Annotated in this window: 18 protein-coding genes; 5 read left to right on the forward strand and 13 right to left on the reverse strand. The window is 52.6% G+C overall.

Annotated features, from left to right (window positions below; all coding sequences use genetic code 11):
• Positions 1-299: 299 nt before the first annotated feature.
• Positions 300-848 carry a pyridoxamine 5'-phosphate oxidase family protein gene (locus MHI24_RS15600; RefSeq protein ID WP_340026503.1) on the reverse strand — a complete coding sequence of 183 codons (549 nt, stop codon included), beginning with the start codon at positions 846-848 and terminating at the stop codon, positions 300-302.
• 150 nt (positions 849-998) lie between these two features.
• Here MHI24_RS15600 and MHI24_RS15605 point away from each other — a divergent pair, with 150 nt between their 5' ends.
• The gene (locus MHI24_RS15605; protein WP_340026699.1) at positions 999-2,429 is read left to right on the forward strand and encodes a PLP-dependent aminotransferase family protein; all 1,431 of its coding nucleotides are present in this window, start codon (positions 999-1,001) and stop codon (positions 2,427-2,429) included.
• Here MHI24_RS15605 and MHI24_RS15610 read toward each other — a convergent pair.
• From MHI24_RS15610 to MHI24_RS15645, 8 genes are all read right to left on the reverse strand, one after another.
• Positions 2,424-3,737, reverse strand: coding sequence for an MFS transporter (locus tag MHI24_RS15610; RefSeq protein ID WP_340026504.1), 1,314 nt, complete (start codon positions 3,735-3,737; stop codon positions 2,424-2,426). The genes MHI24_RS15605 and MHI24_RS15610 overlap by 6 nt on opposite strands.
• Positions 3,738-3,893: 156 nt before the next feature.
• Positions 3,894-4,484 carry a TetR/AcrR family transcriptional regulator gene (locus MHI24_RS15615; protein ID WP_340026505.1) on the reverse strand — a complete coding sequence of 197 codons (591 nt, stop codon included), beginning with the start codon at positions 4,482-4,484 and terminating at the stop codon, positions 3,894-3,896.
• Between the two features lie 126 nt (positions 4,485-4,610).
• Positions 4,611-5,012, reverse strand: coding sequence for a collagen-like protein (locus tag MHI24_RS15620; protein WP_340026506.1), 402 nt, complete (start codon positions 5,010-5,012; stop codon positions 4,611-4,613).
• 132 nt (positions 5,013-5,144) lie between these two features.
• A complete protein-coding gene (locus tag MHI24_RS15625) occupies positions 5,145-5,297 on the reverse strand; it encodes a hypothetical protein (protein WP_340026507.1) in 153 nt (50 codons plus the stop codon).
• Positions 5,278-6,210, reverse strand: a complete 933-nt coding sequence (locus MHI24_RS15630) for an NAD(P)-dependent oxidoreductase (RefSeq protein ID WP_340026508.1) — start codon at positions 6,208-6,210, stop codon at positions 5,278-5,280. Before MHI24_RS15630 ends, MHI24_RS15625 begins: the two co-directional genes overlap by 20 nt.
• A gap of 39 nt (positions 6,211-6,249) precedes the next feature.
• A complete protein-coding gene (locus tag MHI24_RS15635) occupies positions 6,250-7,572 on the reverse strand; it encodes an SMI1/KNR4 family protein (RefSeq protein ID WP_340026509.1) in 1,323 nt (440 codons plus the stop codon).
• Positions 7,573-7,733: 161 nt separating this feature from the next.
• Complete coding sequence (gene dhaK, locus MHI24_RS15640) at positions 7,734-9,494, reverse strand: dihydroxyacetone kinase subunit DhaK (protein WP_340026510.1); 1,761 nt, start codon at positions 9,492-9,494, stop codon at positions 7,734-7,736.
• Complete coding sequence (locus tag MHI24_RS15645) at positions 9,491-10,633, reverse strand: glycerol dehydrogenase (RefSeq protein WP_340026511.1); 1,143 nt, start codon at positions 10,631-10,633, stop codon at positions 9,491-9,493. The genes dhaK and MHI24_RS15645 overlap by 4 nt, the downstream gene beginning before the upstream one ends.
• Positions 10,634-10,806: 173 nt before the next feature.
• Between MHI24_RS15645 and MHI24_RS15650 the strand changes: the two genes are divergently transcribed.
• The 3 genes from MHI24_RS15650 to MHI24_RS15660 all read left to right on the forward strand — a co-directional run bounded on the left by MHI24_RS15650 (position 10,807) and on the right by MHI24_RS15660 (position 14,353).
• Positions 10,807-11,799, forward strand: coding sequence for a PocR ligand-binding domain-containing protein (locus MHI24_RS15650; protein WP_340026512.1), 993 nt, complete (start codon positions 10,807-10,809; stop codon positions 11,797-11,799).
• Positions 11,800-12,039: 240 nt separating this feature from the next.
• On the forward strand, positions 12,040-13,830 hold the full coding sequence (locus MHI24_RS15655; RefSeq protein ID WP_340026513.1) for an alpha/beta fold hydrolase: 1,791 nt from the start codon (positions 12,040-12,042) through the stop codon (positions 13,828-13,830).
• Between the two features lie 247 nt (positions 13,831-14,077).
• A complete protein-coding gene (locus MHI24_RS15660) occupies positions 14,078-14,353 on the forward strand; it encodes a hypothetical protein (protein ID WP_340026514.1) in 276 nt (91 codons plus the stop codon).
• A 20-nt stretch (positions 14,354-14,373) separates the two neighbouring features.
• Here the strand turns inward: MHI24_RS15660 and MHI24_RS15665 are convergent, their stop codons facing one another.
• On the reverse strand, positions 14,374-15,216 hold the full coding sequence (locus tag MHI24_RS15665) for a hypothetical protein (RefSeq protein ID WP_340026515.1): 843 nt from the start codon (positions 15,214-15,216) through the stop codon (positions 14,374-14,376).
• 140 nt (positions 15,217-15,356) lie between these two features.
• Between MHI24_RS15665 and MHI24_RS15670 the strand changes: the two genes are divergently transcribed.
• Entirely contained in the window at positions 15,357-16,211 is an 855-nt protein-coding gene (locus MHI24_RS15670; protein ID WP_340026516.1) for a LysR family transcriptional regulator, read from the forward strand.
• Positions 16,212-16,544: 333 nt separating this feature from the next.
• Here the strand turns inward: MHI24_RS15670 and MHI24_RS15675 are convergent, their stop codons facing one another.
• The 3 genes from MHI24_RS15675 to MHI24_RS15685 form a co-directional block, all read right to left on the reverse strand.
• Complete coding sequence (locus tag MHI24_RS15675) at positions 16,545-17,051, reverse strand: SMI1/KNR4 family protein (RefSeq protein WP_340026517.1); 507 nt, start codon at positions 17,049-17,051, stop codon at positions 16,545-16,547.
• A gap of 94 nt (positions 17,052-17,145) precedes the next feature.
• Positions 17,146-18,300, reverse strand: a complete 1,155-nt coding sequence (locus tag MHI24_RS15680) for a hypothetical protein (protein ID WP_340026518.1) — start codon at positions 18,298-18,300, stop codon at positions 17,146-17,148.
• A 139-nt stretch (positions 18,301-18,439) separates the two neighbouring features.
• Positions 18,440-19,408 carry a helix-turn-helix transcriptional regulator gene (locus MHI24_RS15685; protein WP_340026519.1) on the reverse strand — a complete coding sequence of 323 codons (969 nt, stop codon included), beginning with the start codon at positions 19,406-19,408 and terminating at the stop codon, positions 18,440-18,442.
• Positions 19,409-19,476: the final 68 nt, after the last annotated feature.

Genomic DNA, 19,476 nt, shown 5'->3' on the forward strand with positions numbered 1-19,476 from the left:
TTCTGCTTCAACATGACAGTTATCTGTATACTGTAACTTTTTTCACTCTACTCCCTTTACCATACGATATCCTAGCAGTCACAGCAACTTTGCCGGCCCTCTGTCCTCGCTTACATTTAGCCCACGCGCCCCTGCCCGGCCCATTGTATTCGCTTTTCCGCATACATTTGCTCCACACGCTCCCGCCGAGCGCATCGTGGTCGGTTTTCCGCATACACTCCACCCCTGCCACAACGCAAACAAGCCTGGGCCGTTACCGGCCCAAGCGCTCATGCTCTATTTAGTTTGCCGCGCAGCAATCACACGCTCTGCCCTTCACCTGCGCCTGCCTTATACATACTCTCTGCTTCAACCGGATTCTCTTTGGCTGTCAGATGCTGCGGAGTGATCCGGCACACTTGAACCGGACCGCCGTACACGGCTGACCGGTATTTCTCCACATGCTGCTTGGACAGCGGCCGGTTATAGTAACCGGGCACATATTTGTTCATCATCTCCTGCAAGACCTGCGTAGCTTCATCCAGATCCGTCACCGGCTCTGCCTGGCCGAAGACCATCACGCTCATATAAGCGGTATCCGTCTTGGCGGGCACGGGGTTCGTGATCGTCCCATACTCCTCACAGACCGTGAAGCATACCTCTGAGTTCTCACTCATCACCTGATTGCGTCTTCCATCCCCGGCCCCGTGGAAATACAATTTTCCGTCCATCCATACATAATTCAGCGGCACCACATAGGGACGATTCCCATCTGCTAATCCCAGATACCCAATTCTCGCCTGCCGTAAAAACTGTTCAATCCTCGCCTCATCCTTACACTCTCTAACCTTGTAACGAACCGGATTCATCCCGAACCCTCTCCTCCCCGCGTCCTCCGCGTATACGTTATTCGGTAGTATATCAACGAATGGACTGTGCTAAAATATCCAAAGAGCATAGTTTTGACCAATCCATAATTTAGACACTGTACCAAAATAACAACCGGGAGGGGATTCCTCATAATGTTCGTCAACCGCAATGACCCAAGCCCGATCTGGCAGCAACTGCTGAATCAGGCCATTCATAATATTACAACCGGCATCTGGGCGCCGGGCGAGCTGCTGCTCCCTACCCGTGAGCTCGCCGAGCAGCTCGGGGTATCACGCTCCACGGTGCAGCTCGTCTATGAGGAGCTGCTGAGCAGAGGGTATACCGTAACCTCCCGGCGGGGCGGAACACGGGTGAGCCATTGGAATCCGGCCATCCAGACAACCCGGAACACCATGCCGGAAGGACCCGTTCCTCCCTCGCTTCCCCTGCTGAACTCGGCGGTGGACCAGCTGCAAGACTGGTTCGGAGGCCATCCGTCTCAGGAAGCGGAGATCGATTTCACCCCGCACGAGCCCTATGTGGACAGAACCTTTCAGAATCACTGGCGGCAATCGCTGCTTCACGCCTCCACCGCAATGGAATTATCCGATTGGTCCTACGGCAATCCCTATGGTCTTCTACAGCTCAGGGAACAGATTCAGCGTTATTTGCTGCTTGAGCGTGGCATACGGATTGAGCTTAGCCAGATTCTGTTGACCTCAGGCGCCCAGCACAGCCTTGACCTGATTGCCCAATCCCTTCTCACGGAGGGAGATACTGTCTCTGTGGAAGATCCCGGCTTCCCTGCCGCCTGGATGGCGATGAACTACCGGCGGATGCGCGTAGCACCAGTACCAGTAGACGGTCAGGGTCTTGTGGTTGACCAGCTCCACCCGGAATCCAGGCTCGTCTTCGTAACCCCATCGCACCAGTGCGCCATAGGCTCCGTGATGTCCGAGCCGCGCAGACAGCAATTGCTGCATCAGGCCGTACAGAAGCAGCTATGGATTATTGAGGACGGTTATGACAGTGAATTCCGCTACCGCGGCGACCCGCTGCCCACGCTCTATAGCCAGGCACCGAATAATACCCTGTATCTGATGAGCTTCTCCAAAATGATTGCCCCAGGCATCCGCATCTCAGCGATTGTCGGTCCGGCCCGGGCCATCGCCCAGTTAGCCCGCGTACAGGAGCTGACCTACCGTCACCTTCCGGTGATGGATCAGCTCACCTTGGCCCACTTCATCCAGAAGGGGCATTTCATGCGCCATATGCGCAGAGTCCGCAATGTGTACCGCCGCAGACACGAAGCCATCACCAAGGCGATAACATCAAGCGGTCTGGGGGAGCGGTTCACCCTGAGCGGAGCAGATACGGGGCTGCATGTCTTCCTTGAGGCGGAACCGGACTGTGACGAGGAAGCCGTAACCCGGTCTGCCCTGGAGCAGGGAATCCGCGTATACCCGCTTGCCCATTACTGCCTTACGAGCCGCAGAAAAGGGTGGGTGCTGGGCTTCGCCAAGGTGGACGAGAGCTTAATCGGGCAGGGAATTCACCGGCTGGCCGGGCTGTTATTATAAGCCTCTGCTTATGGTCCCGGATGATCCACTCTCCTTGCGTCCAAACTGCACATAATAGACCACGCTCACCGCAACAACCAGAACAGCAAGCACCACAAAAATATTACTAAACACAAAGGAAGCCTGATTCTTGGGTATAGGATTGAACGCCGCAGAAGCACCAGCATCCAGCACCTTGCCCAGGATCGCCGTCGAGGTAGCCGCCGAGATGAAGGTGAGCATGGAGAATAGCCCCATCCCCACTCCCGTCTGCTCTGGGGTTAATCTCTGCGAGGCCGTATTTGACATTGCAACCTGCATGAACGACTGGCCCAGCACACAGAAGATCAGCGAGAGGGAGACCAGAACCGCTGATCCTCCAGCGGCTGAAGATAAGCACAGGAAGCCTATCCCTAGAAGCGCTGCCGCAATATACACAAGCCGCGGATTCCCATGCTCATCTGCCAGCTTGCCGCCCTTGCGCCCCAGAACCGTGGTAACGATAGCAGCGGGCAGCATCACGATTCCGATATAGGCAGGGGACAGACCGTTTACAAGCGCCAGCAGCTGCGGGATGAGATACGGAGAGCTGAAGCTGATGGCCGTAATACAGAAGGTAATCATCAGGATGATCGAATACTGCTTGTTCCGGAAAATATCCGGGTGGATAAACGGAGCTGCAGCGGAGCGGATACGCAGAATAAACAGGATGAGCATCAGGACCCCTGCCAGCGCCGACGGAAAGCTCCCGTTCGTTAACGCCAAAAGAATGGCCGTTACCGCCCCAGCCAGCAATAGGCCGCCAAGCCAATCAATTGGACCCGCCTGCCCCGATTCACCATCATTCAGATATTTGCGGTAGACTGGCAGGGTCAGCAGTGACAGCAACGGAATGAGGAACAGAATCCGCCAGCTCCAGACGCTGATGACCATACCGGCTACAATCGGCCCCAGCGCTGTACCCAAGGCTATCCCGATAGCAGACGTACCCAGCGCACGGCCTCTTTTCTCGGGGGAGAAGTAACGGACCGGAATAATCATCGCCATAGCAGGGATTACGGATGCCCCGCCTGCCTGAGCTACACGGCCTGCAATGATCATCCAATATTCGGTGGCGGCTACCCCAGCTATAGATCCCAGGACAAAGAGCAGCAATCCATACGTCAGCAGGTCCTTCAGCCGGTACTTCTCCGTCAATTTGCCAAAAGTAACCGCACCGACAGCATATACAATCATATAACTGGTAATGACCCAGCTGACCTGGGATTGCGATAACTCAAATTGCTTACTGATCGTCGGCAGCACAATATTGAACATATTTGCATTCATTGATGATATCACCAGGGTAAAAACAAGTGCGCGCATTAATATACTCCCTTTAGCAGTAGGGGTTATAGCGTGATTTTTCATAGGTGGTGCTCCTCTCTGCATATGTTAATCCGATTGAGTCAGTCAGTACTTACTGTCATTCTGTTCAAAAAACAACTAGGGCGTAAAAGCCCTAGTAAAGGTCTGGACACTGGCCGTGATGAATTCCTCCAGCGACACCGAAGTGAAATTGGCCTCATCGTCCAGATTATTCAGGAATGCACCATAATTCATCACCATAAATTGCACAGCCTGCACCCTGGGATTCCCGGGAATCAGCTTCCCCTGCTCGGTCATGGCCTTGAAATAATCCGTCAGATGACGCATCAGCTGCTCCGGGGCGGTTCTGCTATACTCCTTGAATCCGGGGAGCTGATCCCCTTCCTTGATAAATATCATATTGATCTTCCGGTTGCGGTTCATAATCTCATGATACGTCCGGCTGACAAGCAGCAGATCCGTATGAAGCTCCCAGACAATGCTCTCGTTGAACAGCCTGGCCATATCCTGGGTATAATGATACCGGTCGAAGGCCCGCTCCAGGAGGTTCAGCTTGGTTCCGAACTTACGGAACAGCGTCTTCTCGCTTAAGCCTGCCGCCGCCGCAATCTCCTGGGTGGTCACACTCTTGTAGCCCTTCTCTGCGAACAGATCAACGGCAGCGGCCAGGAGCTTATCACCGGTACTTAGCGGTTGGTTCTCCATCATCCTATTCCTCATTTCAAAAACTGACTGTCAGTACTAACTGACATCTTAAACAAAGAATACACCCTGCTCCCCAATTTGGCAAGGTGTATCTTACAGCCCGCTATCGCTTGAACTCTCCAGACGGACCTAGAAGCAGGTGTACGAGCTAATCCGGTTCAGATCAATGCCGAAATATCCCCAGAAGAAGCCGTTCCACCGGAAGCCGGCAATCGAAGTCCGCCCGACGAATACCGGATAGAACCAGAATTGCTCGCCGTTATTCAGCCAGACATACGTGTTGCGGAACAGGCAGCCTCTAATCCCCCCCGGGTCCACAGCATACGTGGTGACAGCCGGTGCCTGCGGTACGAATTGCGGCGGAGGCGAGGTCGGCGCCTGCACCCCTGACGGTGCACCTCCAGGCGTTCCCGGAAATCCTCCGGGCCCTCCGCCGGGAAATCCCGGTCCTCCCGGCACACCTGGCACGCCTGGCAACCCCGGTATACCCGGAAACCCTCCGCCGCCTCCCGGCACTGGTAATAATCCCATATCTGATCGCTCCCCTCTCGTTTCATTAGGCATAATCATCATATGCATTCGCGGAGAGGATGCCTGGGCGGATGCCCATCAGCATTGGGCTTTAAACAGTATCCCGCCTAAGCGAGGGCAGTCGCACTGTTGCTACTTTTTCACCCGGCCATAGTAGTCCGGCAGCTCAAAATCCTTAAGCGGAACATACCCATGCCCCGCAAGCGCCGCCCTGCGCTCTACCGCAGCGGCGATCGCTTTGGTCATGATCCAGTCCACACCGAGTTCATGGTAGAAGGTGTCCATTTCTGTCCCCCTCCCCGTTCGGTCTTAGCACTCCCCTAGCTTGCTGCTCCAGCCGGGCAACGGTCTCCTCGAACGTTTGGACCGGACTGTAGCCCAGCTCGTCTTTGATTTTGTTGCAGCTATACGCCGTTCTTATAGGGTCTCCGCCCGGGATAACGAACTTCTTGTTCAGGGCAAGCCCGATACGCATCGTAAAATCTTGTTCCGGATAATTTCCGTCAATCGCATTGTAGCACTGGTTCACAGCCGCAGGTTGTGTCGCTGCTAATACACACATCTCAGCCAGGTTGTCCGCATGGACCCAGGGCGTTAAGTCCTCCGGATGAATCCAGTCCACTTCCCCGGAATCAGCAAGCTTAGCGATCAGCCGGTCACCCCAGTGCGAGTTAGCTTCAGAGCAGATCACTCCAGGACGCAGAATCACACTTGGCAACCCGTTAGCCATTGCACTCTGTACAATCCGTTCCGATTCACATTTGGTGGCAATGTATACCTCCCCGTGGCCGAAGGCAAGACTGCTAGCCTCATCCAGCTCCACCTCTTGGTCAAAATGACCATAGACCGATACCGTAGAAATATGCACGAAGCGTTCCACTCCCGCAGATACAGCACCGTCAATCAGATTCTGAACTCCCTGAATATTGGAGGCCTCCGCAATGGACCGATCCTCCCCCAGATACGCCGCAGCGTGAATGATAACGCTCACATTTTGAAGGGCGTCCTTGATGGCGGCCCCATCCGTCAAGTCTCCGAGGATGGGTGTAATGCCAAGCTCTTCACATCGGGCGGTCTGGTCCGCATTTCGGATAAGTCCTCTGACCTCCGCTCCCTCGCTAACACATCTTCTGGCAATTTTATCTCCTGCCGTGCCCGTAACGCCTGTTACGAGCATGACTTTATCACGAAGTCTCATGAGAACACTCCTATCCCTCTATCTCCAACCGCCTTCCGCTCAGTCAAAATAACCCTCCTGCAAATGCAGCTCCCGCAAGCAAGCGGCGAACTTCTCCCTGAAATTAGGATTTCTTTTGTATTCCGGCCAGATCGCCTTATAGTAAGGCAGCAGCTTCTCATGCGGAATAACGTCCCAATATAAAATGGTGCTGCGCACCGCCTCAGTTCCTCCAGTGCGGAACATTTGTGCAATGATCTCCCAGTTCTCCTGCTTGTTCCGGCAATCTCTCACAGCATAGACCGCAGCCGTCTGCATATCCAGGCTGGCATGGCACAGGAAGGATGCGAAGTCGCGGAAGTCCACAGCATCGCAGTCTTTGAGGATATAACCTGCATAACGCAGGGTTTCTGCGTCGTCAATGTGCCCAAGCCGCTGCCGGATCAACGGAATAAATTCGGTCCGGTCCTGATTCTTGCCGTGAGTATTCAGAATGGTTAAGGCGTGCAGCGCTCCCTCCGCGTCATCCGACTGCAACAGCTTCAGCAGATAGGGCCTGCCCGCCGCAAAGGTTGTTTTGCAGAGCAGCGAGATGGCTGTCTTGGAATCCCGGGGGCTTTGCTCAGCCACATTGTTAAGGAATTCCAGGGTGGATGGGGCGATTCGCTTGAACTTGAACATAGCCTCCAGCGCCTTGATCTGCAAATTCTCGTCAGGGGTGGTCCGATACAACTGAATGAGCGTATTCTCGTCACCCGGCAGCCGGGTGCCAAACCACGGGTTGTGATAATCCAGAATAATCTCATCCAGCCAACGCTCGTACCAGTCCAGGAAGTTATCTTCATAGACGAAGAAGAACGGGTGGTCGGGATAAAACTCCGAAGTATACACAATCCTCCCCCGATGCTTCCCTTCCAGCACCAGATACATCTCATAATCGCAGCCCTGGGTGCCGATACACAGCATTCCGCCAAGCGCCTTGTTTCTCGCTTCCTCGTATTCTTCATCCGAGATGTCCCGCTCCCCCGTCAGAGGCTCCGTCAAGAGATTCCATTCCTCTGGAGTCATCCCCGGATGAAGCGCAGCCCGTCCCTGGAGGGCCGGAGGCTCGGTATAGGAGGTAGCCTGTGCAAGCGGATAGATTCCGTAATACGGTCCGGCCCCGCCGTTCCCGATCTCTGTCAGGAACCCGGCAAAAGGCTCAGGAAGCTTGATCCCATATTGTGCCTCCCAATCCGCCAGTTCCCCTGCCGTAAGCTTCGCTTTCAGCTTGTATTGATGCGATGAGGAGCCAAATTCGGCGAACTCCGCATCCTTGCGCAGGGCCTGCCCCAGCTTTGTCTTGATCCGCTTCAGTTGCGCAGCCTGCTTCTCTAACTCCATGATAATCCCTCCTGCAAAGAATCTGTCTCCCAAAAATGACCAGGCTAATTGTCTTCCATCATATCACACCCTGCATATATTCCAGGCTCCTCATTTACTCCCACAACAAATAAGCCCGCCGTCACGATGAAGTGACAGGCGGGCTTATACCCAGACAACACCTACTGAACAGCGTTAGACAGCTCTGTGAAAATAACTCCCAGCGCATAAGCCCCTGCATCAGGATAACCGATGCTGCGCTCGCCAACCGTTCCGGCCCGGCCCATCCGCGCAACGATGGATTTCGTATGCTCCGCCCCCGTGACAGCCGCTTCGCCCGCTCTGACGAAGGCTTCCTTCAAGGATAGCTTCTGCTGGGCGCTGCTCTTCCAAGCCTCGACACAAGGAATCAGGGCATCTATCAGCGTCTTGTCACCCACAACTGCTCCCCGTCCGAAGGAGCGTTGACCGGTGGCTTGAATGCCGTCAACCGAAGCAGCCAGCATCTCGGCCACCTCCAGTGTGTTCAGCGAAGTTAGACCCGAAGCATATTTACCGGCGGACCGGAAGGCTGACCCCCAGATCGGACCGGAGGCTCCGCCGCAATGCTCCATAATGATCAGGGAGCAGGCCTGAAGGAAGCTTCCGATATCCGTGGAATGATGCTGCAGCAGTTCCTTCCACTCCCGCTTCAATTGCTTGAAGCCCTTGGCTACACTCATCCCGAAGTCCCCGTCACCTGCATGGGCGTCCAGCTCACAGAAAGGAGTCTCATTCGCGATAATAATCTCGCTCATCTTGTCCACCAGGTAGATGATATTCTCCAGCCGCAGCCATTCGTCCTGGAGGATAGCGAAGCCCGGATCGGTCTCGACTGTCAGGCTCACTTCAACTTGTGAATCCTGCCACGGAAGAGGGTTGATGTATTGAATCGGCTCCAACTCACCTCTTAACTGGAGCGCCGGAGTGTCGCAGGGCTCCGCAAGCCATCTGCGCAGTTCGTCATCAAGCTTCATCAGGCTTATGGAGGCGCCGGCCATATCTATGCTAGTCATATAATTGCCGACCAGTGATCGGCGGATCGTGACGCCCCGCGCAGCCAGCTCGCGGATTACGGAATGATTGAGCAGGTACAGCTCCTGCAGAGGCGTTGCGCCGAAGCCATTGACCAGCACCGCCACCTCTGCGCCATCCGGCTGATCCAGGTTCAGACTGGCCAGCAGGGCAGAGATCATTCGCTGTGCCAGCTCATCGGCGGTTAGCAGCTTTTCTCTACGGATGCCAGGTTCACCGTGAATCCCTACCCCATATTCCATCTCATCGTCCTGAAGCTGGAAGGTCGGCGTACCTTTGGCCGGTACGGTACAGGAGGTGAAGGCAAAGCCCAGGCTCCGCACCCGGTCGGCTGCATGCTGGGCAGCCTGCTTCACCTCGGCCAGCGGCAGACCAGCCTCAGCCGCTGCTCCGGCAACCTTATGCACGAGAATCGTGCCTGCAACTCCTCTTCGTCCCACCGTATAGAGGCTGTCCTCCACGGCAATATCATCGTCAACCTTCACATAATCTACAGATAAGCCGTCCTCAGCTGCCAGATAAGCTGCATTCTGAAAGTTCATCATGTCTCCGCTGTAATTCTTGATAATCATTAGCGCGCCCTTATGGCCTGTATTGTTGCGGATCGCCTGATAGACCTGAATCTGGGATGGGGAGGCGAAGACATCCCCGCAGACTGCGGCATCCAGCATGCCCGGACCGACCAGCCCGGCATGTGCCGGCTCATGGCCGCTGCCCCCGCCACTAATCAGAGTTACTTTATCAGGATTGGGGAGGGATCTGGAGACAATCTTATACTTGCTGTCGAATGACAGCTGAGGATAGGCCATTACCAGACCGCTGCACATTTCACGTACGAGATTAGCCGGGTCATTGATTATTTTTTTCATGCGCATGTCTCCTTGCTCTTTTTGAAGGCCTGGCCCAGCTGGTCAGCAACAGCAATGGCAGCAGCAACCGCCTCCGGGGTAACCGGGAACGGCATCGAGTGAATCGACTCCTCCGGAATGCACGCCTTGCGGGCTACGTCCATCAGCTCATCATGAGTTATGGAAGCGACACCAATATCGGACAGACATACGGGAAGGCCCACAGACAAGCAGAAGGACAGCACCTGATCGATCTCTGTCTGCTCCGCATTCTCCAGAACGAGCTGCGCGAGCGTGCTGAAGGCTACCTTCTCCCCATGGTAATAATGATGGGTGCCTTCAATCGCAGTCAGACCGTTATGGATGGCATGTGCGGCAGCCAGGCCGCTGCTCTCGAACCCCAGCCCCGACAGCAGGATGTTCGTCTCAATAATATTTTCCAAGGCTGGGGTTACCACGTTCTGATCACTAGCCAGCTTAGCCTTTACTCCATCCTCCATCAGTGTTTCATAGCATAAGCGGGCAAGGGCCAGCGCGGCTTTGGTGCCTTTGGCCTCAGTAATTACCCCTGCATATACTCCGCAAGGAAGCCCCGCATTGACATTTGAATAGGATGCTGCAGTAGCTCTGGCTTCGAAATAAGTGGAGAGCGCGTCACCCATCCCCGATACCAGGAAACGGGTAGGAGCATTGGCAATAACGGTGGTGTCAATCAGCACAACAGAAGGACTGGCCTTGAAATAGGCATAATCCTCGAAAGCGCCTTCAGGTGTGTAAATAACAGCCGAATGACTGGTCGGCGCATCCGTAGCAGCAATCGTAGGAACGATTATTAAGGCATCACCTTCCGCAACACATTTAGCCGTATCAATGGCCTTACCGCCGCCAAGACCGATTGTACAGGCACATTGATGCACGCGGGCCAGCTCCTGGAGTCTGGATATCTCTTGCCGGGAGCACTCTCCCTGAAAGCCGCCGGTCACCAGTGTAATTCCGAATTGGCGGCTGGTGGCATCAAGCTTAGCTTGTACACGCTTTACATCATCCGGGTGGGCAATCAGCAGGGCCGAGGTGCCGAAGGTGCTGACGAAGTAGCCCAGCTGCAGCAGTTCATCTTCACCTTGAGTGTATTTAGTCGGGCTGATAAAGGTTCTTCTCATTCTTCCATTCCTCCTTGAGTCGATATGTTCCCATTATAGACAAGTGCAGGAAGGGACGCATGGGACACAGCAAACGAATTAAAATGCTGCAAAAATAGTATTATCATGTTGTGGATATCTGAATTATAATTATCTTGTTCTCATTAGAACTGAGAATAGAAAGGGTGAGCCGGATGCAATCCAAATTCGATTTGAAGTATATCATTGATATGGGCGAATGGACTAAGCTTCAAGAATCGTTGTCCCTTGTAACCCGCATGGCCATCATTATGGTCGATTATAAAGGCGTACCGGTCACAACACATAGCCGCTGTCAGGCCTTCTGCCAGACCGTCCGCAGTGACAAAGAATTCTCACCCTATTGTCAAAAATGTGATGCGCGCGGAGGGCTGGAGGCGGTTCGTCTAAGCCGTCCCTACATCTATCGTTGCCACTTCGATATTCTCGACATTGCCATCCCTATCATAGTCGATAATCAATACATCGGTGCGCTGATGGCCGGCCAGATCCGGCTTGCGGAGGGAAGCAATCCGAATCTGGAGCAGATTGTATCCCGTCCGCAGCAGGATGCTATGACGGCGGATCGGGTCAGCAAATACGAGCTGCTGCCTGTCATGACGTATGAAGAGGTCGTTGCCACAGCTGATATGCTCAATCATCTATGTAACTATGTGGTCAAAGAATCCATCCTGAAGCATGAGCTGCTGGAGCGGAACCGCCAGTATGAGCCCTTGAATCCGCAGAAGCCGAAGCCGGAGGTGCCGGCTCTTCCGGCAGAGCCGTCTTCGGCTTCCAAGACTCCGCTGCCTGCCGGGAATGCATACAAGACGGAATGTTCTAATCCTACGCTGCAGCCCGCTTTCGACTACATGCTGAGCCACAAGGAAGAGAATTTCTCGCTGAAATCGCTGGCGCATCTTTGCCATATCAGTCCGAGCTACTTCAGCCGCCTGTTCACCAGGGAGATGGGTGAGCATTTCTCGCTGTATGTCGCACGCATGAAGATTGAGTGGGCGAAGGAGCTGCTGGCAACAACAGATTGGTCAGTCAACGAGATTAGCAATCACCTGAATTTTTGCGATGCCGGATATTTCATCAAAATCTTCAAAAAGCATGAATCAGTAACCCCACTCTTCTACCGTACTGCACTCAAAGACAAGGAATGAGCGCGCGTGTTTACTGCAATATTTTACGGCTCCAGAGTACAATTTCTTGACATGTTCATTCTACATGAATTGCAGGGATTACTGCTATAATTCGGAATCATCAGTACCTACTTGACAAGCTTGGGGGGCAGCATAAGTCGAACGGACGATGAATCGCTGAGAGCACCGGATGAAGCAGATGCTATTCATGAAAGCGCTATTACTAAATAACATGCACAAGGTACTAGGAGGCTAGAATTGATGAAAAGATCAAAGATGTTGATTTGGGGATTGGTTATGGTACTGGTAGGTGCCATTGTGGCTTCAATGGTGCAGGAGGATTTTGGGTCAGTGAAGGTGAAGAACATCCGCATCGCGGCGGCGGACGGCCAGACGATTAACGCCACATTGTTTGTGCCGGATAATGCATCAGCAGGTACGCCGGCACCGGCTATTATGAATACACACGGCTATCTGAACCAGAATGAGACGCAGACTGCCTTCAATATTGAATTCTCGCGAAGAGGCTACGTGGTACTGGCCATTGATATGGCCGGCCATGGCTATTCCGATACAGTGCCGGGCGATTTCTCCAACGGGGCCAGCGATGCCTTGAAGTACTTGGCAACTCTTCCCTTTGTTGATAAGGCTAACATCACGGTACAGGGGCATTCCATGGGAGGCTGGTCATCGGTTAATGCAGTCGTCGCCAACCCTGACCTGGTCAAGACACTTATTGTCGTCGGCTCGTCGCAGGGCAGCCAGAAGCCGGAATTCCCAATCGGCAGTCAGAAGATTCCGGCGGATGCCAAATACAACTTTGCTGTTATTTTTGCCAAATATGATGAATTCTCTATGGTCAATTACGGCGTTGACGATGCAAGCAAATTCGTGAGCTCCCCCAGTCTAATGGAGCCCTTTCACACTACAGAGCCTGTTACTCTTGGCAAGGTGTACGGCTCCTTCTCGGATGGTACCGGAAGAATCGCTTATCAGAATCAATCCACCCACCCGGGCGAGCATGAATCCAGAGATGTTGTCTCCAAGGTGTTATCCATTGTCAGCATGGCTTCTCCTGCTCCTCATCCGCTTGACGCCGGCAATCAGGTCTGGCCTGTCAAGGAGGGGGCAACCGCCGTTATCTTCATCGGTCTGATCGTCTTCATGCTGGGTGCGGCATCCATACTTCTCCGCTCCCCGCAATTTGCCGGCATTACCCAAGAAATTCGCAGCTACACGCCACTGAAGCCTGGCATCTGGGCTATCGTCGCCATTGTTGTAGTTGCTGTTAATGCATTGACCATGCTCCCGATTCAGAACTGGGCCACCTCGGCCATACCGACCAGCGGCATCTTTAAGCAGCTGTTTGTGAACGCCGGCGCCGTCTGGTTCCTGATCGTACAGGCCATCCTTGTGATCCTGTTCATCATCTGGCACCAGCTTCAAGGCAAGGCAGAAGGCAGAACCTTGGCCTCCTACGGTTTATACACGGATGCCGAGTCCTCCTCCTTCCGTTGGGGCTACATTGGACGTGCGCTGCTGTTCTCCTTTGCCACGGTAGGCAGCGGCTATCTGCTGCTGGCATTGGTTCAAGAATTATTTAAGGTCGATGCCCGCTGGTGGATTCTGACGATACGGGTGGAGAGCCCAGAGCGGTTCTATCTGTTCCTCGCCTATCTAATTCCGTTCGTGATCGTCTTCCTGTGCAGCGGCCTGATTTCCTTCGGATGGATGAAGCTGAAGGACTTCGGCAGCGAGGCGAAGAATATGGTAGTCTGGTCCTGTGCGAATATCGCCGTCAATCTGCTTGGTATCGTGATTATTGTAGCCATTCAGCTGCTTACCCTGTATGGAACAGGTACCGTAGCTTTCGGAAGCCATACCTATGACCAGCTGCTGGTCATTGCCGCGTATGGCCTGATTCCGCTGATCGCTATTACAAGTATCTTCTCGACCTATCTCTACCGCAAGACAGGCAGCATCTATACAGGTGCCTTCACCGCTGCCATCTTCGTAACCTGGTACCTGACTTCATTCCAGGCGATCAGCTAATACGGTGAACCTACATCATCCGGCTCAAGCACTGCTGAGCCGGATTTGTGTATTGTCCAAAGATATTAGCGTGAACCAAATGCCGCCGGGATGAAGCGCAGCCCGTCCCTGGAGAGCCGGAGACTCGGTATAGGAGGTGCCCTGTGCAAGCGGATAGATTCCGTTTTACAGCATAACACATCCGTTACATCTTCCCGCCCGGTCCGATATAATAGATACAACACTATTCGAGCAGGGGGTTAGCCGCATGAAGCTGAACGAACAAGGTGTGCTCATCATTGAAGAGGATGATATACATGACATGTACTTTTTTCTGGCCCATGACGGGTTGACATTCAAGGATTCTTTCGAGATTGGGCTGGAAAAACATAAGATTGAGCTGTACCCCGGCAGTGTATCTGCTATTGTTCCCCCGCAGGCCATGCCCGAGGACTATGGCTACCCGGAAGAAGACCTTCCCCGTATTGTGGAGGGGATTTATTCAGCCGTCCGGGAGTATGATCCGGGCTTCGGGGTGTGGTAGCATCCCTGCTGCCAGCAGCTCTAGATTCCGGCTTCCTTTTTTAATAAAAATTGATACACTTCATCGCCCGCCAAATCCCACTCTATTTTGCTTTCAGGAATTTGAGCAAGCGGGGTAGCCAGCAGCGGGTGTTCTACAGGAGCAGCGGTTAGTCCCCGAACCTGTCTCATTTTTTGGATGAGCCGAACTTCATAAGGGATGTAGTTCAAGCATAGGATTTCTGAGAATTTATGGGTCAGATCCAGTGAGCCGTAGATATGGTAATCGCAGATTTCACCCAGCAGGCTGCCCAGCAGCTCTTCATCGGTGGTGTAGCAATGGTCAAGAAGTCTACGGTACACATGATGCTCCGGCAGCACCAAATACAGCTCCTGATTGATCTGCTCCGTGACGAATAAGTCATGTAACAACGCCACAAACAAATGATGAGTCTCCTTATGGGCATAACGCTGCGCATCTTCCTCAAAAATCATCTGGAAATAATCCCTGGCCAATTGTGCCAGCTCCTTCATCTCCCATAACAAGGCCAGCCCTATAATACTGCCTATCGTTCTTGAAGACACCTCTTTATACTTGAACAGCCTCCGCAGAATATGCTCCTCCCAATACAGAAACCGGGTAACATACTTCCAGCCTTCCGTCTCCCCGTTCAGAATCAGGCTTTTCGGATAATCTCCGCTGTGTACACCGATTCCAAGTGTCAGGTTTCTGGCGATGGTCTCTTTATAGCCGTCTTTGATGTCGTCCTGGATACTTTCTTTAATTAAGGTATACCATTCACTGAGTTCATCTTCGGATACGGTTTTCTTCTGGAGGGTACGAATCTCTTTGTTGAACGCGTTTATTAACTTGCGGTGCTCCATCTGCTCACTCCCTGTAACAGATTGTAAATCGAGGCGACCCCTTGCGGGTGCCGGATTTGTCATCCAGGATGGAATTCAGTACAATGTTCAGCATCGGAAGGTACTACCCCAGATTATGATATACAGAAGGTGACACCGCAATGGAAAGTGGAGATTTGAGGATTTTTCAGGCTGTGGCCCGGGAGGGTACAATTACAAAGGCTGCGCAAGCCTTGAACTATGTTCAGTCCAATGTGACCAGCCGGATTCAGTTCCTGGAGGCTGAGCTGAAGATCCCGCTGTTCCACCGGTCCAACCGTGGGATGACATTAACGCCTGCGGGCGAGAACCTGCTGGAATACACGAATGCCATACTAATGCTAATGGATGAAGCAATACGATCCACCCAATACTCCGAGCACCCGGCCGGCCCGCTGCGGATTGGCTCCATTGAGACGACAGCGGTTATTCATCTGACATCCATGATTGCCGATTATCACTCCCACTACCCCGATGTCCATCTGTCGCTCATCACGGGCGAAACGCATGACCTTCTGCATAAGGTACTTGATCATAAATTGGATGGGGCTTTCGTCTATGGACCGGTTGACCAGCCGGATATCGAGCATATTGCGGCTTACGAGGAGGAGCTGGTGCTGATTGCCCAGCCGGGGACGAGCGAACTTCAGGAATTGCTGCACAGGCCCATGCTGTTCTTCGACGTCGGCTGCACACACCGGGTCAAAGCCGAGCGCTTCCTGCGCGAAAGCGGGATGCACACCTATCAGATTCAGGAGTTCGGCACGCTGGAGATGATTCTGAGCGGGGTATCCGCCGGACTCGGCGTCTCGCTGCTGCCCAAGTCCGCCATTCGCAAGGCGGAAGAAGCTGGACGAATCACCTCCCACCGCCTGCCCGAGGAATACCGGAAGCTACAGGTATGGTTCATCTACCGCCGCAACGCCGTGCTCTCCAGTGCAATGTGTAGGTTTGTGGAGATGGTGGGGCAGGTGTAAGTAACTGTTGCTGGACCCATTGTATTCGATTTTCCGTATACATTTGGTTCACGTACTCCCCATCGGCACATTGTATTCGGTTTTTCACACACATTTGGTCCACTCACCCCGCACCAGGCACATTGTATTCGGTTTTTCACATACATTTGGTGCACTCCCCTCACGCCGGGCACATTGTGTTCGGTTTTCCACATACATTTGGTCCACCCACCCCGCACCCGGCACATTGTGTTCGGTTTTTCACATACATTTGGTCCACGCACTGCCCATCGGCTTATATAAAAAAGATCAGAACCAATTTACCCAGGTTCTGATCTTTTCGCATCTTACAGCCTATCTACTCGAATCTGACATCAGCCAGGCCAGAAATTCCCCAAATGAATCGGCTACCGTCTCAACCTCTTCGAATTCAGGCTCACATCCATGAACAATAACCCCGCTGTCTGTCGTTAAGTCAATGGCGTAGAAGGAATATCCGTCCTCCACAGACATTACGATTGGCAAGTGATGATCCCACCAGGCCGTGATCTCAGACAGCCAGGCCGGATCACCCGCTGCGGCTTCCACACTAAGCATTTCAAATTCATTCCACCGGAATTCGGTTTCCGCGCTATGATTGAACTCAGCCTCACAAATAAACCAGGTTTGCTCATCCGGTGCAACGCAAGTCTCAACAACCTCTAGAAATTCTAAATACTCATTGGGCCATCCTTTGTATCGGGAGGTAATCCCGCTATCTAAATGTAGCTCAGAACCGGATTTTCTCTTTATCTCCCAGCCATGTTCCTCCGCCCAAGTTATAAATTCCCGGATAAGAGCTTTTTCTTTTCCACTATTCATGTCCAAAAGTTACACCTGCCCATCCGCTTAAGAAATGGAAGCTCCTAGACTAATATACCATTTCCGCAGGGCTGCTTACATACAGCACAACAGATCATTCCTTTACCTTAAGCTGCCATGTTGCCTCCCTTCCCTCCCACTGCTTGCCGTTAGCCACATAGTACTCTCTTTCCACTGAACCATCTATTTTGGTAAAGCTGATGGCAAATACCTGACCTTCTGCGATTTGCATTGGGTATTGATCGTACGGGAGAACATCTCCCGCTAGCGGCAGCTTGCTGGCATCTTCATAAGCATCTTCTAATCTCCAAAACTCCCAGTAAACATAATCCCTGAATCCACTCATGTCCTGCTTCCCAAAATACGATGCAGCATACTTTTTGCCCTTTAAGGAGATTTGATCCACTCGGGTTGGTTCAATATCCTTCGCTATCCTGCTTATGTCCTCCGTATGCAGGTTGCCGCCATAATGCTTCTGTAATTGATTAGCCATGCAAGGAACAGATTGGGTGACATAGTCCATCTGATCCACTCCGGTATGTGCAGAACCGTAAATCCCCATAATGCTCTCACTGCCCAGCTTCTCAAATTCACGGATGAAATTCTCTGTCATCTTATTCTCCCGGTACACGTCATCATTGCTCCTGTAATATCTCAGCCCCTGTTGAATCGCTTCGGCAGTTAAGGTATACATCTCTGATCCGGTGAGATTGTTGTCCGCAAGATAAGACAAGAACCGGTTGCCGGTTGTATCCCCTTGATGCCCTACATCTGTTCCGTGGAAAATAGTCTCCGGGCATCCGCTCTTTATTTTCTTAAAGAACGTCTTCGTATATGGAGTGTGACTCATCGTCCCTTCCCAGTCCTGATAAAGCTCCTCCAGAATGTCGTCATTGTCTGACTGCATCCATAGGTTCAGGTATTCAGCAGTAAAATAGGGCTGTTCCATGAACAAGTGTCTCATGCCCTTGTTATGGTAATACTCAGACCACGCTTCATACTCCTTGTCCATAATCTTAGTAACGCCATGGGCTTCACCATACAGATAAATCTGGCCGGTCGCTCTCGTTACCACAGGCGTTGCCTCAGAGGTTGTCCCGCCTGTTATCTTGGCTGGCTGCGATGTTGAACTAGCCTCTTCACCCCCAGAAAAGCTGCTGCGGCAGGCTGTAAGGCTGCTAAGCAGAAGTATGACCATTAGGACTTGGACTACTACAATACCATATCTATTGGAACTTTTCGCACTCATAACCAGGATCAACCTTTCTTCATCAACTTTTTACAAGTTAATCACAGATTATGGATGTTCTCAGTGCTGTATGTCATGCGCCTAGTTCTATTGAAAAGGAAAGCACCCGCTGCGTTCATGCAGAAGGTGCTTGGCACTACTATGACTTCCGCACAGGCCGGACATACTTGAAGTACCGCTCCGGGTTGAAGTAGAAGTAGATGATCCTTCCGGGGGTAGGGTCGAAGCAGTAACCGGTGCCTGTATAATCAAAAGCGGCCATAGCCTGCTCCATCCGTTCCTCGACACTGCGGTTCTCCTGCTCATAATCAAACGGCCCGTGCTCGAACACTATATACTCCGCCCCAGGGACATCGGTCATCAGCATCTGTGCGGGAACTTCACCTTCGTAATCGTAAGGGAGACGTACCCCATAGCACTCTGTGCGCGGAATCCCCCAATCGCAGAGTCTGCCGTCCGGGTCAATTCTATACGCCATAATCTGGCCATTGCCGCTGTTCGTATCGCTTCCGCCGTCATCATCCAGCTTGCCCTTGATACTGTCCAGCAAGCCGGTGATAGTCTCGCAATCCTGCCCTGGAATCAGGCTCTGCTTCTGCCAGAAATCCCAATACCCGTTGCTCTCAACGTTCTCGATGTACAGGAATTTGTGTGCGGGAATGGTCACGAAATAAATCTTAACCTCTTTTGTAGATTTTACCATGCCAACCTCTCCTAGTCCGAAAAAGTAGCGGTCAAACGGGTTAATCTTGGTCCGGAGAACAACAGGGTACGGGTGCTTCCGGTACTCGCTCGGAGCCACACCATAGGTCATCTTGAACGCGCGCGTAAAGGCTTCATGGGACGAAAAGCCATAGTCGAGGGCAATATCCAGAATGCTTTTGCCGCTGTCCCGCACCTCCTTCAGTGCAAAAGCCAGCTTCCGGTGGCGTAGATAATCCCTAAGCTGCATCCCGGATATTTCTTTGAATTTTCTCGTCGTATGGAATTCTGAATACCCCAGCTTGTCAGCAAGCGACTGCAGCGTTATGGCTTCACTGTTATGCTGCTTAATACACTGGTCCATCTCATCGACAATGGTCTGGATTTGCCTGTGCCACTCGTACATCTGTCCGCTCACCCCCCGCTTCAACCGCTCTATGGCTATTTTAGGATAAGGCAAAAGGCATTTCTTGA

Origin of the sequence: Paenibacillus sp. FSL K6-1096 (assembly GCF_037977055.1) — a bacterium.
Taxonomy (GTDB): Bacteria; Bacillota; Bacilli; order Paenibacillales; family Paenibacillaceae; genus Paenibacillus_AQ.

Bases quoted from the DNA above. Each gene is read 5' to 3' on its own strand.
- MHI24_RS15600 (WP_340026503.1), bottom strand. From the start codon at position 848: ATGAATCCGGTTCGTTACAAGGTTAGAGAGTGTAAGGATGAGGCGAGG.
- MHI24_RS15610 (WP_340026504.1), bottom strand. From the start codon at position 3,737: ATGAATGCAAATATGTTCAATATTGTGCTGCCGACGATCAGTAAGCAA.
- MHI24_RS15615 (WP_340026505.1), bottom strand. From the start codon at position 4,484: ATGATGGAGAACCAACCGCTAAGTACCGGTGATAAGCTCCTGGCCGCT.
- MHI24_RS15620 (WP_340026506.1), bottom strand. From the start codon at position 5,012: ATGGGATTATTACCAGTGCCGGGAGGCGGCGGAGGGTTTCCGGGTATA.
- MHI24_RS15625 (WP_340026507.1), bottom strand. From the start codon at position 5,297: ATGGACACCTTCTACCATGAACTCGGTGTGGACTGGATCATGACCAAA.
- MHI24_RS15630 (WP_340026508.1), bottom strand. From the start codon at position 6,210: ATGAGACTTCGTGATAAAGTCATGCTCGTAACAGGCGTTACGGGCACG.
- MHI24_RS15635 (WP_340026509.1), bottom strand. From the start codon at position 7,572: ATGGAGTTAGAGAAGCAGGCTGCGCAACTGAAGCGGATCAAGACAAAG.
- dhaK (WP_340026510.1), bottom strand. From the start codon at position 9,494: ATGAAAAAAATAATCAATGACCCGGCTAATCTCGTACGTGAAATGTGC.
- MHI24_RS15645 (WP_340026511.1), bottom strand. From the start codon at position 10,633: ATGAGAAGAACCTTTATCAGCCCGACTAAATACACTCAAGGTGAAGAT.
- MHI24_RS15650 (WP_340026512.1), top strand. From the start codon at position 10,807: ATGCAATCCAAATTCGATTTGAAGTATATCATTGATATGGGCGAATGG.
- MHI24_RS15655 (WP_340026513.1), top strand. From the start codon at position 12,040: ATGAAAAGATCAAAGATGTTGATTTGGGGATTGGTTATGGTACTGGTA.
- MHI24_RS15660 (WP_340026514.1), top strand. From the start codon at position 14,078: ATGAAGCTGAACGAACAAGGTGTGCTCATCATTGAAGAGGATGATATA.
- MHI24_RS15665 (WP_340026515.1), bottom strand. From the start codon at position 15,216: ATGGAGCACCGCAAGTTAATAAACGCGTTCAACAAAGAGATTCGTACC.
- MHI24_RS15670 (WP_340026516.1), top strand. From the start codon at position 15,357: ATGGAAAGTGGAGATTTGAGGATTTTTCAGGCTGTGGCCCGGGAGGGT.
- MHI24_RS15675 (WP_340026517.1), bottom strand. From the start codon at position 17,051: ATGAATAGTGGAAAAGAAAAAGCTCTTATCCGGGAATTTATAACTTGG.
- MHI24_RS15680 (WP_340026518.1), bottom strand. From the start codon at position 18,300: ATGAGTGCGAAAAGTTCCAATAGATATGGTATTGTAGTAGTCCAAGTC.
- MHI24_RS15685 (WP_340026519.1), bottom strand. From the start codon at position 19,408: ATGTACGAGTGGCACAGGCAAATCCAGACCATTGTCGATGAGATGGAC.